This window comes from Streptomyces sp. LARHCF249, from assembly GCF_052871255.1.
In genome coordinates, this window is record NZ_JBIXJQ010000016.1 from 1 (window position 1) to 16,232 (window position 16,232).

A 16,232-nucleotide genomic window follows, 5' to 3' on the forward strand; every position below is an offset into this window, starting at 1 on the left:
GCCGCCGGGGCGGTCGCGGTGTGGCGCAGCGCGTTGGCCTTCGCCTTGGGCTTGCCGGTGGTCAGGTCCAGCCTGTCGAGGAGCAGGCCCGCGATCGCGGTCGGGGTCGGGTAGTCGAAGGCGAGCGTCGAGGGCAGCGTCACCCCGGTCTCGGAGGACAGGCGGCGGCGCAGTTCGACGGCCATCAGGGAGTCGATGCCGAGTTCCTTGAGGACCTGCTGCGCACCGATCCCCTCGGCGGTCGCGATGCCGAGGACCACGGCGGCCTCGCGCTGCACCAGCCGGATCAGCGACGTGAGCCGCTCGGCCTCGGGCTGCGCCGCCAGCTGGTCGCGCAGGCCCGAGGGAGCGCTCGCCGCGCTGCCGACGCGCTTCTTCGGCGCGCGGACGAGGGCCCGCAGCAGGGCGGGCAGTTCGTCGGGGCGCCGTTGCAGGGTGACCAGGTCGAGCTTGACGGGGACCAGGTGCGGGTGCGGGGAGCCGAGGGCGGTGTCGAGGGCGGCGAGGCCCTGCTGCTCTGTGAGCGCGCCGATGCCCATGCGGCGCATGCGGCCGAGTTCGGCCTGGCCGAGGGTGGCGGTCAGACCCTGTCCGGCCTGCTGCCACAGACCCCACGACAGGCTCGTCGCGGGAAGGCCGCTCGCCCGGCGGTGGGCGGCCAGGGCGTCCAGGAACGTGTTCGCCGCAGCGTAGTTGCTCTGTCCCGCCCCACCCAGGACACCGGCAGCCGAGGAGAACAGGACGAACGCAGCCAAGTCCAGGTCCTGCGTCAGCTCGTGGAGGTGCAAGGCGCCTTCGGCCTTGGGCTGCCAGACCCGCGCCAGACGCTCCGCGTCCTGCGAGACGAGGAGACCGTCGTCCAGTACGGCGGCCAGGTGGAACACCGCCGTCCACGGGCGGTCCGCATCCGCGAGCAGACCGGCGACCTCGGCACGGTCGGAGACATCGGCCGCGACGATCCGTACGCTCTCGGCGCCGGCCGACTCCAGCTCGGCCACCAGATCACCGGCCCCCGGAGCCTCCATACCCCGCCGGGAGGTCAGTACGAGATGACGCACACCGTGCACCGACACCAGGTGGCGGGCAACCGCCCGGCCCAGCTCACCCGTACCACCCGTCACCAGAACGGAACCGTCGGGGTCCAGGCGCGGGGCGTCGGACGCCTTGGCCGTACGGACGAGGCGGGCGGTACGGATCTCCCCGTCGCGGAGCGCGATTTCCGGCTCGTCGGTGAGGGTGAGGGCCGGGGCCAGCGCGAGGTCGTCCCGGGCGCGGTCGGTGCCGAGGTCGATGAGGCGCAGCGTCCGGTCGGCGTGTTCGGCACGCGCCGCGCGGAGCAGACCCCACAGGGCGGCGTGGGCCAGGCCGGGCATGCCGTCGCCGGGGGCAACGGCGTTAACGCCGTTAACGGCGGAGCGGGTCAGCCAGACCAGCTCCGTCTGTTCGAGACCCGGTTCGGCCAGCAGGAGTTGGAGGATCCCGAGGGCGGAAGCGGTCAGCTCACGGGCGTCGGCGGCAGATGCGTGGCCGGTGGCGTCGACGAGGACGCGGGCCGGGGCGTCGGCTCCTTCGGCGAGGTGGGCGAGGAGTGCGTCGACGTCGGCGAACACCTGCGCGCCGAGGGCGGCGGCGATCCCGGCGTCGCCCTCGAGGGCCCAGGTCTCCCCGGCCGGTTCCGCGTCGCCCGGGGTCCGGGTGGGGCGGAACTCGACGTGGTACAGGTGCTCGGCCCGCTCGCCGGCGCGGATCTGCTCGGCGCTCGCCTCGCGGATCGCGAGGCCGCGGGTGCGGACGACGGGGTGGCCGGCGCCGTCGGCGACGCTGAGGGTGAGGTGCTCGTCCGCGCCCGACGCGACGTCGATGCGTACGCGGAGTTCGGTGGCGCCGGCGGCGAGGAGTTCGACGCCCGTCCACTCGAACGGCATGAACACGCGCTGACGTGCTTCTTCGTCGCGTACGCCCATGAGGGTGTGCAGCGCGGCGTCGAGGAGGGCCGGGTGAACACCGAAGTCATCGGCCTTCAGGCCCTCGGGGAGGCGGATGAGACCGTACGCCGTGTCGCCCTTGCGCCACAGTTCCGTCAGGCCCTGGAAGGCAGGGCCGTAGTCCAGACCGCGCTCGCGGAAGCCCTCGTAGAAGCCGTCGAGATCGACGGACTCGGCGCCCGGGACCGGCCACTGGGCCAGCTCGGCAAACGTGTCGCCGTCGGCGGGCGCGGTGAGGTCCGCGGGCTCCGCGAGTTCACCGGTCGCGTGACGGCGCCATTCCTCGTCGCTGCCCTCGGGCCGGCTGTAGACGGTGACCGGGCGGCGGCCGGTGCTCTCGGGTGCGCCGACGGCGACCTGGAGGCGGACGGCGCCGTCCGTACCGAGCAACAGCGGCTCGGTGAGGACGAGTTCGGCAACGCCCGGGGCGCCGACGTGGTGGGCGGCGGTGAGGGCCAGTTCGAGCAGGCCGGTGCCGGGGACGAGGACCGAGCCGAAGGCTGCGTGACCGGCCAGCCAGGGGTGCTCGGCGAGGGAGATGCGGCCGGTGAAGAGGTACCCCTCACCGTCGGCGAGGGAGGTGACGGCACCGAGCCACGGGTGCTCGGAGACCTCGAGGCCGACCCCGCGCACGTCGCCCGAGCTCTTCGGGGTGTCCAGCCAGAAGTGCGTGCGCTGGAAGGCGTACGAGGGAAGCTGTACGAGGTTTCCGGAGCCCAGGACGACGTCCCAGCCGAGGTCGTGGCCTTGGACGTGGAGGAGGCCGAGGTTGCGGAGCAGCTGGGCCGGCTTGCCGTGCCGGCGGGCGAGGGAGCCGACGACGATGCCGCCGCGCTCGGCGCTGCCGTCGGTGAGCGGCATGGACAGGACCGGGTGGGCACTGATCTCGACGAACACGCCGTGGCCGTCGTCCAGGAGCCGGTTCAGGGCCCGGTCGAAGCGGACGGGTTCGCGGAGGTTGCGGCACCAGTACGAGCCGTCGAGCGTGGTGCCGTCGGCGACCTCACCCGTGACCGTGGAGTAGAAGGCGATGTCGGTGCCGGTCGGGGCGATGCCCTCGAAGCCCGAGGCGAGACCGGGGAGCAGCGGGTCCATCTGCGCGTTGTGGGACGCGTAATCCACATTGATCTTGCGGGCGTAGACGTTCTGCTCGGAGAGCTCCGCGACGATCTTCTCGATCGCGTTGGCCTGGCCCGAGATGACCGTGGAGCCGGCCGTGTTCACCGCGGCTACGGAAAGAGCCTCCCCGTACGGGGCGATGAACTCCTCGACCTCGGACAGCGGGCGTTCGATCAGCGCCATGCCGCCCTGACCGGCGCAGGCGAGGACCGCCTGCGAGCGCTGCGCGACGATCTGCGAGCCCTGCTCCAGAGTCAGAGCACCGCTCACCACAGCCGCGACGACCTCACCCTGCGAGTGGCCCACGACCGCTGACGGCTCCACACCGAGGGAGCGCCAGACCGCCGACAGGCCCACACCCATGGCGAACAGGGCCGGCTGGACCACGTCCACCCGGTCGAACGGCGGGTGATCACCCTCCTCCCCCGCCAGGACTTCGCGCACCGACCAGCCCGTGAACGGACGCAGGGCCGCGTCACACGCGTCAATGGTGTCGGCGAACACCTGATTCTGGGCGAGGAGTTCACGGCCCATGCCGACCCACTGCGAGCCCTGGCCCGGGTAGACGAAGACGACCTTCCCGCGCTCACGCGCGGACCCGGTCACCACCGCGTCGTGCGCGTGGCCCTCGGCCAGCGACCGCAGCGCCTCCACCAGACCGGCAGTGTCCGCCGCGACCACACTCGCCCGCGACTCGAAGTGCGAACGGTGACGGGCGGCCGTGACCGCGACGTCTGCCAGCGGGACCTCGGTGCGCCCGGACAGCCAGTCCGCCCAACGGCCCGCCTGCTCCCGCAGCGCGGCCTCGTCACGGCCCGACACGACCACCGGAAGCGGGGCGGCTGCGGTCGGTTCGGCCGAGGGGGCCGGGGTAGCGGTCGGGGGCTCCTCCAGGACCACGTGGGCGTTCGTACCGCTCAGGCCGAAGGACGAGACGCCCGCACGGCGGATGCGCTCGGCGCCCCGCTCCCACGCACGCGCCTCGTTCAGCAGCTCGAGGCCGCTGCTCTTCCACTCGATGTGCGGGCTGGGCTCCTCGGCGTGCAGGGTCTTCGGGAGCACGCCGTGCTGCATCGCCAGGACCATCTTGATCACGCCGATGACACCGGCGGCCGCCTGCGCGTGCCCGAGGTTCGACTTGGCGGAGCCCAGGTAGACGGGACGCTTCCCGTCCCGCTCCGGGCCGAAGACCTCGGCCAGCGCGCCCGCTTCGATGGGGTCGCCGAGCGGGGTGCCGGTGCCGTGCGCCTCGATCGCGTCGATGTCGGCGGGGGTCAGCCGGGCCGCTTCCAGGGCGTCGTGGATGACGCGCTGCTGGGAGGGGCCGTTCGGGGCGGTCAGGCCCTGGCTGCGGCCGTCCTGGTTGACGGCGGAGCCGCGGATCACGGCGAGGACCGGGTCGCCGTCGCGCTGCGCTGCCGACAGCTTCTTCAGGACGATCACGCCCGCGCCCTCGGCCCAGCCCGCGCCGTCGGCGCCGGCCGAGAAGGACTTGCAGCGGCCGTCGGCGGCCATGCCCTTCAGGCGGGAGAACTCCACGAACAGCGCCGGGGTGCTCATCACGGTGACGCCGCCGGCCAGGGCGAGCTCGCACTCGCCCTGCCGCAGGGCCTGGACGGCCAGGTGGATGGAGACGAGGGAGGAGGAGCAGGCGGTGTCGACGGTGACGGCCGGGCCCTGGAGGCCCAGCGTGTAGGAGACGCGGCCGGAGACGACACTGCTGGCGTTGCCGGTGCTGTACCCGTCGAGGGCGTTGAGGTCGTGGCCCTGCTGGTTGCCGTAGTCGGAGCTCATCGTGCCGAGGTAGACGCCGGTGCGGCTCTCGCTGAGCGAGTCGGGGCGGACTCCGGCCCGCTCGAGGGCCTCCCACGAGGTTTCCAGGACGAGGCGCTGCTGCGGGTCCATCGAGAGTGCCTCGCGCGGCGAGATGCCGAAGAAGGAGGCGTCGAAGCCCTCGGCTCCGTCGATGAAGCCGCCCTCGCGGGCGTAGCTCTTGCCGACGGCCTCCGGGTCGGGGTCGTAGACCCCGAGGCTGTCCCAGCGCGAGGGCAGGCCGCCGACGGCGTCGCCGCCGGAGGCGAGCAGCTCCCAGAAGCCCTCCGGGGTGTCGATCCCGCCGGGCAGCCGGCAGGCCATCGACACGACCGCGATCGGCTCCGTACGCGAGGCCCGCTCGGCGTTGAGTTCCTTCTCGGTCTCGACGAGCGCGTTCGCCGTGCGCCTCAGGTACGCCTCGAGCTTTTCCAGCTTCTCGGATTCGGACGCGCTCATTCGCTCACTCCAAGCTTGCGATCCAGGAACTGAAGGAGGTCATCGGTGCTGTCGCCGCCAAGGTCGGCTTCGGTCTCGGCTTCTGCCGCGTCGGCGGTGCCGGCCGCGGCGGAGGCCTTGGCCAGTCCGTCCCGCAGGGCCAGCAGGCCGGCGGCCAGGCCCGGCTCCTCGAGTTGTTTCGGTGTCGCGGAACGCAGGAGTTCCACGAGGTTGTCGATCTGGTTCTTCGTCACGCGCTGTCCGGGCCGCGCCCCTCCCCCGGTTCCCACGGCCAGCTTGTCGAGGAGCAGGCCGGCGATGGCGGTGGGCGTCGGGTAGTCGAAGGCGAGCGTGGACGGCAGCGAGATGCCGGTCTCGGCGGAGAGGCGGCGGCGCAGCTCGACGGCCATCAGGGAGTCCATGCCGAGCTCCTTGAGGACCTGCTGGGCGCCGACGCCGGCGCTGCCGGGAGCACCGAGGACCACGGCGGCCTCGCGCTGCACCAGCTGGGCGAGCCGCGGCAGGCGCTCGCCCTCCGGCAGGGCGGTCAGCTGCTCGCGCAGTCCGTTCCCTGCGGTCGCCGTCTCGCCGCCCGCGCGCTTGCGCGGGGCGCGCAGGAGGGCGCGCAGCAGGGCGGGTGCGTCGCCGCCGTTGTCCAGTTCGCGTTGCAGCGGCGTGAGTTCGAGGCGTACGGGGACCAGGTGCGGCTGGGCCGAAGCCAGGGCCGCGTCCAGGGCCGCAAGAGCCTGCGGTTCGCTGAGGGCGGCGATGCCGCGCCGGCGCATGCGGGCGAGTTCGGCCTGGCCGAGGGTGGCGGTCAGACCGTGACCGGCCTGCTGCCACAGACCCCACGACAGGCTCGTCGCGGGAAGGCCATCGGCACGGCGCTGGGCGGCCAGGGCGTCCAGGAAGGTGTTCGCCGCCGCATAGTTGCTCTGACCCGCCCCACCCAGGACACCGGCAGCCGAGGAGAACAGGACGAACGCCGCCAGGTCCAGGCCCTGCGTCAGCTCGTGGAGGTGCAAGGCGGCTTCGGCCTTGGGCTGCCAGACCCGCGCCAGACGCTCCGCGTCCTGCGAGACGAGGAGACCGTCATCCAGTACCGCAGCCAGGTGGAACACCGCCGTCCACGGGCGGTCCGTATCCGCGAGCAGACCGGCGACCTCGGCACGGTCGGAGACATCGGCCGCGACGATCCGTACGCTCTCGGCGCCGGCCGACTCCAGCTCGGCGACCAGATCCGCGGCCCCCGGAGCCTCCGGGCCGCGCCGGGAGGTCAGTACGAGATGACGCACACCATGGACAGTGACCAGGTGACGGGACACGGCCCGGCCCAGCTCACCCGTACCACCCGTCACCAGGACGGAACCATCGGCCGCGAACTCCGGCAGCTCCCCGCCGGTCTCCGCACGCACCAGACGCGCCACCCGGATCTCGCCGCCGCGCACCGCCAGCTCCGGCTCACCGGTGACCGACAGGGCCTGGGGCAGCAGGGCGTCGTCGGCCGCGCCTTCGGTGCCGAGGTCGATGAGGCGGATCACCCGGTCGGCGTGCTCGGCACGGGCCGCCCGGACCAGGCCCCACAACGGGGCGTGGGCCAGGTCGGCCACGCCGTCGCCCGTGTCCACGGCCGAGCGGGTCACCCAGACGAGCTCGGTCGAGGCCAGCCGGGGTTCTGCGAGCAGACGCTGGAGCGTGGTGAGAGCGGAGGCGGTCAGCTGCTCCGCGCTCCGCCCTATCCCTCGCGTCGCATCCAGAACCAGTCGAAGGGGTAGCTCGGCCCGCTCATCGATCTGGGCAAGGAGTACATCCACATCAGCCACATAGTCGGCCTCCAGGGTTGTGAACATCTCGGCGTGGTCGCCGAGAATCCATGTGCCGCCCGCCGGGGCGTCCTCGTGAGCCAGCGCGCCGCGGGCGGCGAAGTCGATGCGGTAGAGGTGCTCGGCGCGCTCGCCGGCGCGGATCTGCTCGGCGCTCGCCTCGCGGATCGCAAGGCCGCGGGCCCGGACGACGGGCTGCCCGGCCGGGTCGGCCACCCAGATGCGGGTGTTGGTGCGGGTGTCGTCCAGGTCGATGCGCACGCGGAGCTCGGTGGCACCGGCGGCGAGGAGCTCGACGCCCGTCCACTCGAACGGGAGCAGCACCTGTCGGTCGTTCGGGTCCTGGCCGCGTACGCCCATGAGGGTGTGCAGCGCGGCGTCCAGGAGGGCCGGGTGAACACCGAAGTCGTCGGCGGCCAAGCCTTCGGGCAGACGGATGAGTCCGTACGCCGTGTCGCCCTTGCGCCACAGCTCCGTCAGACCCTGGAACGCCGGACCGTAGTCCAGGCCGCGCTCACGGAAGCCCGTGTAGAAACCGTCCAGATCGACGGACTCGGCGCCCGCGACCGGCCACTGCGCCAGCTCGGCGAACGCCTCGCCGTCGGCAGGGGCGGGTGCCTCCGCGGATTCCGCGAGTTCGCCGGTCGCGTGACGGCGCCAGCCGGAGTCGGAGACCTCGTCCGGACGGCTGTAGACGGTGACCGGGCGGCGGCCGGTGGCGTCGGACGGGCCGACCACCACCTGGAGCCGGACGGCCGAGTCCTCGGTCAGGGTCAGCGGCTCCAGCAGGGTGAGTTCCCCGACCGACTCCGCGCCGACGTGGTGGGCGGCGGTGAGGGCCAGTTCGAGCAGGCCGGTGCCGGGGACGAGGACGGTCCCGAAGGCCGCGTGCTGTGCCAGCCAGGGGTGCTCGGCGAGGGAGATCCGGCCGGTGAAGACGTGTCCTTCGCCGTCGGCCAGCGCGGTGACCGCGCCGAGCCACGGGTGCTCGGGCACGTCGAGGCCGACGGAGCGGACGTTGCCGGTGGGCTTGGCGGCCTCGAGCCAGTAGTGCTCGCGCTGGAAGGCGTAGGTGGGGAGTGGTACGAGGCTGCCGGTGGCGGCGCCGAGGACGCGGTCCCAGTTCAGGTCGTGGCCCTGGACGTGGAGGAGGCCGAGGTTGCGGAGCAACTGGGCCGGCTCACCGTGCTGACGGGCGAGGGAGCCGACGACGATGCCGCCGCGCTCCGCACTTCCGTCGGTCAGCGGCATGGACAGCACCGGGTGGGCGCTGATCTCGACGAACACGCCGTGGCCGTCGTCCAGGAGCTGGTTCAGGGCACGGTCGAAGCGGACCGGCTCGCGGAGGTTGCGGCACCAGTACGTGCCGTCGAGCTCGGTGCCTTCGGCGACCTGGCCGGTCACCGTCGAGTAGAGGGCGATGTCCGTCCGGGACGGGACCAGGCCCTCGAAGCCGGCGGCGAGACCGGGGAGGAGGGGGTCCATCTGGGCGTTGTGGGAGGCGTAGTCCACGTTGATCTTGCGGGCGTAGACGTTCTGGTCGGAGAGCTCCGCGACGATCTTGGTGATCGCGTCCGCCACACCGGAGATGATCGTCGAGCCGGTGGTGTTGACCGCGGCTACGGACAAGGCGTCGCCGTACGGGGCGAGGAATCCTTCCACCTCGGCCAGCGGGCGCTCGATCAGCGCCATGCCGCCCTGACCGGCGCAGGCGAGGACCGCCTGGGAGCGCTGAGCGACGATCTGCGAGCCCTGCTCCAGAGTGAGAGCACCGCTCACCACGGCGGCGACGACCTCACCCTGCGAGTGGCCCACGACCGCTGACGGCTCGACACCGAGGGAACGCCAGACGGCGGAGAGACCGACGCCCATGGCGAACAGGGCCGGCTGGACCACGTCCACCCGGTCGAACGGCGGGTGATCGCCCTCCTCACCGGCGAGCACCTCGCGCACCGACCAACCCGTGAACGGCCGCAGCGCGGCATCACACGCGTCGATCGTCTCCGCGAAGACCGCGTTGGAGGCGAGCAGCGCACGGCCCATCCCCACCCACTGGCTGCCCTGGCCCGGGTAGACGAAGACGACCTTGCCGCGCTCGTGCGCGGTCCCGGTCACCACCGCGTCGTGCGCCGTGCCCTCGGCCAGCGCGCGCAGCGCCTCCACCAGACCCGCGGAGTCCGCGGCCACGACACTGGCCCGCGACTCGAAGTGCGAACGGTGCCGGGCGGCAGTGATCGCCACATCGGCCGGCGGGACATCGGCGCGCGCGGACAACCAGTCCGCCCAACGGCCCGCCTGCTCCCGCAGCGCGGCCTCGTCACGGCCGGAGACGACCACCGGAAGCGGTGCCTCGGCGGCGGCCGCGGCGCCCGGAGCGGGAGTCGCCGCGGGCGGCTCCTCCACGATCACGTGGGCGTTCGTGCCGCTCAGACCGAAGGAGGAGATGCCCGCGCGGCGGGTGCGCCGCGCGCCCCGCTCCCACGCACGCGCCTCGTTCAGCAGTTCCAGGCCGCTGCCGTCCCAGGCGATGTGCGGGCTGGGCTCGTCGACGTAGAGGGTCTTGGGCAGGGTCTCGTGCTGGAGGGCGAGGATCATCTTCATCACGCCGACCACGCCCGCGGCGGCCTGCGCGTGGCCGATGTTGGACTTGGAGGAGCCGAGGTAGACGGGCCGGTCCTCGTCCCGGTCGGGGCCGAAGACCTCGGCCAGCGCGCCCGCCTCGATCGGGTCGCCCAGCGACGTACCGGTGCCGTGCGCCTCGATCGCGTCGATGTCGGCGGGCGTCAGGCGCGCCGCTTCCAGGGCTTCCTGGACCACGCGCTGCTGCGAGGGGCCGTTGGGGGCGGTCAGTCCCTGGCTGCGGCCGTCCTGGTTGACGGCCGAGCCGCGGATCACGGCCAGGACCTCGTCCCCGTCGCGCTCGGCGGCGGACAGCCGCTTGAGGACGAGGATGCCGACGCCTTCGGCCCAGCCGGCGCCGTCGGCCTGCGCCGAGAAGGACTTGCAGCGGCCGTCGGGGGCCATGCCCTTCAGGCGGGAGAACTCGACGAAGAGAGCGGGACTGTTCATGACGGTGACGCCGCCGACGAGGGCGAGCTCGCACTCCCCCTGGCGCAGCGCGCCCGCCGCCAGGTGCAGGGCCACCAGCGAGGACGAGCAGGCGGTGTCGACGGTGACGGCCGGGCCCTGCAGGCCCAGCGCGTACGAGACGCGGCCGGAGACCACGCTGGAGGCGTAGCCCGTGCTGGTGTAGCCGTCGAGGGCGTCCAGGTCGTGGCCCATGTGCCCGTAGTCGGAGGTCATGGCGCCGAGGTAGACGCCGGTGCGGCTCTCGCTGAGCGAGTCGGGGCGGATGCCGGCCCGCTCCAGGGCCTCCCACGAGGTCTCCAGGACCAGGCGCTGCTGCGGGTCCATCGAGACGGCCTCGCGCCGCGAGATGCCGAAGAACGAGGCGTCGAAGCGCTCGATGTCCTCGATGAAGCCGCCTTCGCGCGAGTAGCTCTTGCCGACGGCCTCCGGGTCGGGGTCGTAGACGCCGAGGCTGTCCCAGCGCGAGGGCAGGCTGCCGACGGCGTCGCCGCCGGAGGCGAGCAGCTCCCAGAAGCCCTCCGGGGTGTCGATCCCGCCAGGGAGGCGGCAGGCCATGGACACGACCGCGATCGGGTCGTCCGCCGCCGGGGCGGTCGCGGTGTGGCGCAGCGCGTTGGCCTTCGCCTTGGGCTTGCCGGTGGTCAGGTCCAGCCTGTCGAGGAGCAGGCCCGCGATCGCGGTCGGGGTCGGGTAGTCGAAGGCGAGCGTCGAGGGCAGCGTGACCCCGGTCTCGGACGACAGGCGGCGGCGCAGCTCCACGGCCATCAGGGAGTCGATCCCGAGCTCCTTGAGGACCTGCTGCGCTCCGATCCCGTCGGCGGTCGCGACACCGAGGACCACGGCGGCCTCGCGCTGCACCAGCCGGGTCAGCGACGTGAGCCGCTCGGCCTCGGGCAGCGCCGCCAGTTGGTCGCGCAGGCCGGTCGGCGTGCCGGCGGACTGCCCGGCCCGCTGGCGTCGGGCGCGCAGCAGGCCGCGGAGCAGGGACGGAACCGCCGCGCCCCCGTCCAGCTCGCGCTGGAGCGAGGTGAGTTCGAGGCGTACGGGGACCAGGTGCGGCTGGGCCGAAGCCAGGGCCGCGTCCAGGGCCGCCAGGCCCTGCGCCTCGCTCAGTGCGGCGACGCCCTGGCGACGGAGGCGGGCGAGTTCGGCCTGGCCGAGGATGGCGGTCAGACCCTGTCCGGCCTGCTGCCACAGACCCCACGACAGGCTCGTCGCGGGAAGGCCGCTCGCCCGGCGGTGGGCGGCCAGGGCGTCCAGGAAGGTGTTCGCCGCCGCGTAATTGCTCTGTCCCGCGCCGCCGAGAACGCCGGCGGCGGAGGAGAAGAGCACGAACGCCGCCAGGTCCAGACCCTGCGTCAGCTCGTGCAGGTGGAGCGCGGCTTCGGCCTTCGGCTGCCAGACACGCGCCAGACGCTCCGCGTCCTGCGAGACCAGCAGACCGTCGTCGAGTACCGCGGCCAGGTGGAACACCGCCGTCCACGGGCGGTCCGTATCCGCGAGCAGACCGGCGACCTGGGCCCGGTCGGAGACGTCGGCCGCGACGATGCGCACGGACTCGGCCCCGGCCGACTCCAGCTCGGCCACCAGATCACCGGCCCCCGGAGCCTCCATACCCCGCCGGGAGGTCAGTACGAGATGACGTACACCGTGCACCGACACCAGGTGGCGGGCAACCGCCCGGCCCAGCTCACCGGTACCACCCGTCACCAGGACGGATCCGTCCGCCGCGAACTCCGGCAGCTCCCCGCCGGTCTCCGCACGCACCAGACGCGCCACCCGGATCTCGCCGCCGCGCACCGCCAGCTCCGGCTCACCGGCGACGGACAGGGCGCGCGCCACGTCCGCCGCCACGGCGGACGGCTCGGCGGACGGCTCGGCGTCGATGTCGACGAGGCGGATCACGCGGTCGGCGTGCTCGCTGCGGGCCGTGCGCAGCAGTCCCCACAGGCCCGCACGGACGAGGTCGCGTACGGGGCCGTCGGCGTGGACCGCGCCCCGGGTCAGCCAGATCAGCTCGGTCCGTTCGAGGCGGGGCTCGGCGAGGAGGCGCTGCAGCAGCTCCAGCCCGGCGGTGGCCTCCGCGAGGGCGGTCGTGCCGATCAGGCTGGTGGCGTCGACGAGGAGGCGGTCCGGGGCGTCCTCGTCGGCGCCGAGGGCGGAGACGGCGGCGAGCAGTGCGTCCGCGTCCGGGTGGGCGGCGTCGAAGCCGAGCGTGTCGTCGCCCAGGACCCAGGTCGGGCCGTCCTGCGGGGCCTCCTCCAGCACGGGCGGGGCCTGGAAGGCGACCTGGTAGAGGTGGTCGACGGTCTCGGCGGCCTTGAGCTGCTCGGCGCCCGCGGCGCGCAACTGGAGTCCGTCGGCGTGGGCGACGGGCCGGCCGGACGGATCGGTGGCGGTGACGCGCACGCTGTTCTGCCGGGGGTCGAGTGCGACGCGTACGCGGAGCTCGGTGGCTCCGGCGGCGAGGAGCTCGACGCCCGTCCACTCGAACGGGAGCAGCACCTGCGAGGAGTCGGTCCCGGTGCTCGTGTCCTGGACGCCGACCAGGGCGTGCAGGGCCGCGTCGAGGAGTGCGGGGTGAATGCCGAACTCGTCGGCCTTGAGCCCCTCCGGCAGTTGGACCCGCGCGTACGCGGTGTCGCCGGCGCGGTGGAGCTCGGTCAGGCCCTGGAAGGCGGGCCCGTAGTCGAGGCCGCGGGCGCGCAGGCGGTCGTAGAACCCTTCGAGGTCGACGGGCTGGGTGCCGGGGACGGGCCACTGGGCCAGCTCGGCGAACGTGTCGCTGTCGGCGGTCGGCGCGTGGGAGAGGGAGCCGGCCGCGTGCCGGCGCCACGGGGCGTCGTCGGCGGCGTTCTCCGGGAGGCTGTAGACCGCGACGGGGCGGCGGCCGGTGCGGTCGGGGGCGCCGACGGCGACCTGGAGGCGGATCGCCCCGTCCGTGCCGAGCAGCAGCGGCTCGGTCAGGACGAGTTCGGAGACGCCGGGGGCGCCGACGTGGTGGGCGGCGGTGAGGACGAGCTCGAGCAGGCCGGTGCCGGGGACGAGCGGCGTACCGAAGGCCGCGTGCTCCCGGAGCCAGGGGTACTGCGCGGAGGAGAGCCGGCCGGTGAAGAGGTACCCCTCGCCGTCGGCCAGCGCGGTGGCCGCGCCGAGCCAGGGGTGCGCCGAGGCGGTGAGGCCCAGCGAACGGACGTCGCCTGCCCGCTCGTCGGACTCGAGCCAGTAGCGCTCGCGCTGGAAGGCGTAGGTGGGGAGCGGTACGAGGGTTCCCGTGCCGGTTCCGAGCACGCGGTCCCAGTTCAGCTGGTGGCCCTGGACGTGGAGGAGGCCGAGGTTGCGCAGCAGCTGGGCCGGCTCGCCGTGCCGGCGGGCGAGGGAGCCGACGACGATCCCGCCGCGCTCCGCACTTCCGTCGGTCAGCGGCATGGACAGCACCGGGTGCGCCGAGATCTCGACGAACACGCCGTGGCCGTCGTCCAGGAGCCGGTCGAGGGCACGGTCGAAACGGACCGGCTCGCGCAGGTTGCGGCACCAGTACGAGCCGTCCAGGTCCGTGCCTTCGGCGACCTGGCCGGTGACGGTGGAGTAGAAGGCGATGTCGGTGCCGGTCGGGGCGATCCCCTCGAACCCGGCCGCGAGGCCGGGGAGGAGCGGGTCCATCTGGGCGTTGTGGGAGGCGTAGTCCACATTGATCTTGCGGGCGTAGACGTTCTGCGCCGACAGCTCCGCCACGATCTTCACGATCGCGTCGGCCTGACCCGAGATGACCGTCGAGCCGGCCGTGTTCACGGCGGCAACGGACAGCGCGTCACCGTACGGGGCGATGAGCTCCTCGACCTCGGCCACCGGACGCTCGATCAGGGCCATACCGCCCTGACCGGCGCAGGCCAGGACCGCCTGCGAGCGCTGCGCCACGATCTGCGAACCCTGCTCCAAAGTGAGAGCACCGCTCACCACCGCGGCGACTACCTCACCCTGCGAGTGACCCACCACCGCGGACGGCTCCACGCCCAGCGAGCGCCAGACGGCGGAGAGACCGACGCCCATGGCGAACAGGGCCGGCTGGACCACGTCCACCCGGTCGAACGGCGGGTGATCACCCTCCTCACCGGCGAGCACTTCACGCACCGACCAACCCGTGAACGGCCGCAGCGCGGCATCACACGCGTCGATCGTCTCCGCGAAGACCGCGTGGGAGGCGAGCAGTTCACGCCCCATGCCCACCCACTGGCTGCCCTGGCCCGGGTAGACGAAGACGACCTTGCCGCGGCGCGCGGCCGAGCCGGTCACCACCGCATCGTGGGAGCCGCCCTCGGCCAGCGCGCGCAGCGCCTCCACCAGACCCTCGGTGTCGGCCGCGACCACGCTCGCCCGCGACTCGAACTGCGAACGGTGCCGGGCGGCGGTGACCGCGATGTCGGCGAGCGGGACTTGGGTGCCGTGCGCCGACAGCCAGTCCGCCCAGCGGCCCGCCTGCTCCCGCAGCGCGGCCTCGTCACGGCCGGAGACGACCACCGGAAGCGGGCCGGCCGGCAGGCCGGCGGCGGCCGGTTCGGCGGCCTCCCGGGCCGGGGCCTCCTCCAGCACCACGTGGGCGTTCGTACCGCTCAGGCCGAACGAAGAGACGCCCGCGCGGCGGGTGCGCTCGGCGCCCCGCTCCCACGCACGCGCCTCGTTGAGCAGCTCGAGGCCGCTGGTGTCCCACTCGATCAGCGGGGTCGGCTCCTCGGCGTGCAGGGTCTTCGGGAGTACGCCGTGCTCCAGCGCCAGCACCATCTTGATGACACCGATGACACCGGCGGCCGCCTGCGCGTGCCCGATGTTCGACTTCGACGAGCCCAGGTAGACCGGCCGGTCCGCCTCGCGCCCCGGTCCGAAGACCTCGGCGAGCGCGCCCGCCTCGATCGGGTCGCCGAGCGACGTACCGGTGCCGTGCGCCTCGACCGCGTCGATGTCGGCGGGGGTCAGCCGGGCCGCGGCCAGCGCGTCCTGGATCACCCGCTGCTGCGAGGGGCCGTTGGGGGCGGTGAGGCCCTGGCTGCGGCCGTCCTGGTTGACGGCGGAGCCGCGGATCACGGCCAGGACGCGGTCGCCGTCCCGCTGGGCGGCGGACAGCCGCTTGAGCGCGATCACGCCCACGCCCTCGGCCCAGCCGGCGCCGTCGGCGCCCGCCGAGAACGACTTGCAGCGGCCGTCGGCCGCCATGCCCTTCAGGCGGGAGAACTCCACGAAGAGGGAGGGGGCGCTCATGATGGTGACGCCGCCCGCGAGGGCGAGTTCGCACTCGCCCTGGCGCAGGGCCTGCACCGCGAGGTGCAGGGCGACCAGCGAGGAGGAGCAGGCGGTGTCGACGGTGACGGCCGGGCCCTGCAGGCCCAGCGTGTAGGAGACGCGGCCGGAGACCACGCTGGAGGCCTTGCCCGTGCTCACGTAGCCGTCGAGGGCGTCCAGATCGCGGCCCAGGTGGCCGTAGTCGGAGCTCATCGTGCCGAGGTAGACGCCGGTACGGCTCTCCATCAGCGAGTCGGGGCGGATGCCGGCCCGCTCCAGGGCCTCCCACGAGGCCTCCAGGACCAGGCGCTGCTGCGGGTCCATGGAGAGGGCCTCGCGCGGCGAGATGCCGAAGAAGGAGGCGTCGAAGTCCTCGGCCCCGTCGAGGAATCCGCCGTCCTGGGAGTACGTCTTGCCGACGGCCTCGGGATCGGGGTCGTACAGGTCCAGGCCGGTCCAGCGCGAGGGCAGGCCGCCGACGGCGTCCCCGCCGGAGGCGAGCAGCTCCCAGAAGCCCTCCGGGGTGTCGATGCCGCCCGGGAGCCGGCAGGCCATCGACACGACCGCGATCGGCTCGGACTGCTTCGCCTCGAGGTCCGCCGCGCGCTTCTGCAACGCGCGGATCGCGGGCAGTGCAGCCTGCATCCGGTCCTGGTTTGTTTTCGACACCATCGAGCGCCTCTCTGCGCGG

Annotated in this window: 2 protein-coding genes; both read right to left on the minus strand. The window is 73.4% G+C overall.

Annotated elements, in window-relative coordinates:
• Nucleotides 1-5,375: type I polyketide synthase (locus ACIPUC_RS33100; RefSeq protein ID WP_446594082.1), on the minus strand; the 5,375-nt coding region annotated here is incomplete at its 3' end.
• Complete coding sequence (locus tag ACIPUC_RS33105) at nt 5,372-16,210, minus strand: beta-ketoacyl synthase N-terminal-like domain-containing protein (RefSeq protein ID WP_446594152.1); 10,839 nt, start codon at nt 16,208-16,210, stop codon at nt 5,372-5,374. The genes ACIPUC_RS33100 and ACIPUC_RS33105, both read right to left, overlap by 4 nt.
• Nucleotides 16,211-16,232: the final 22 nt, after the last annotated feature.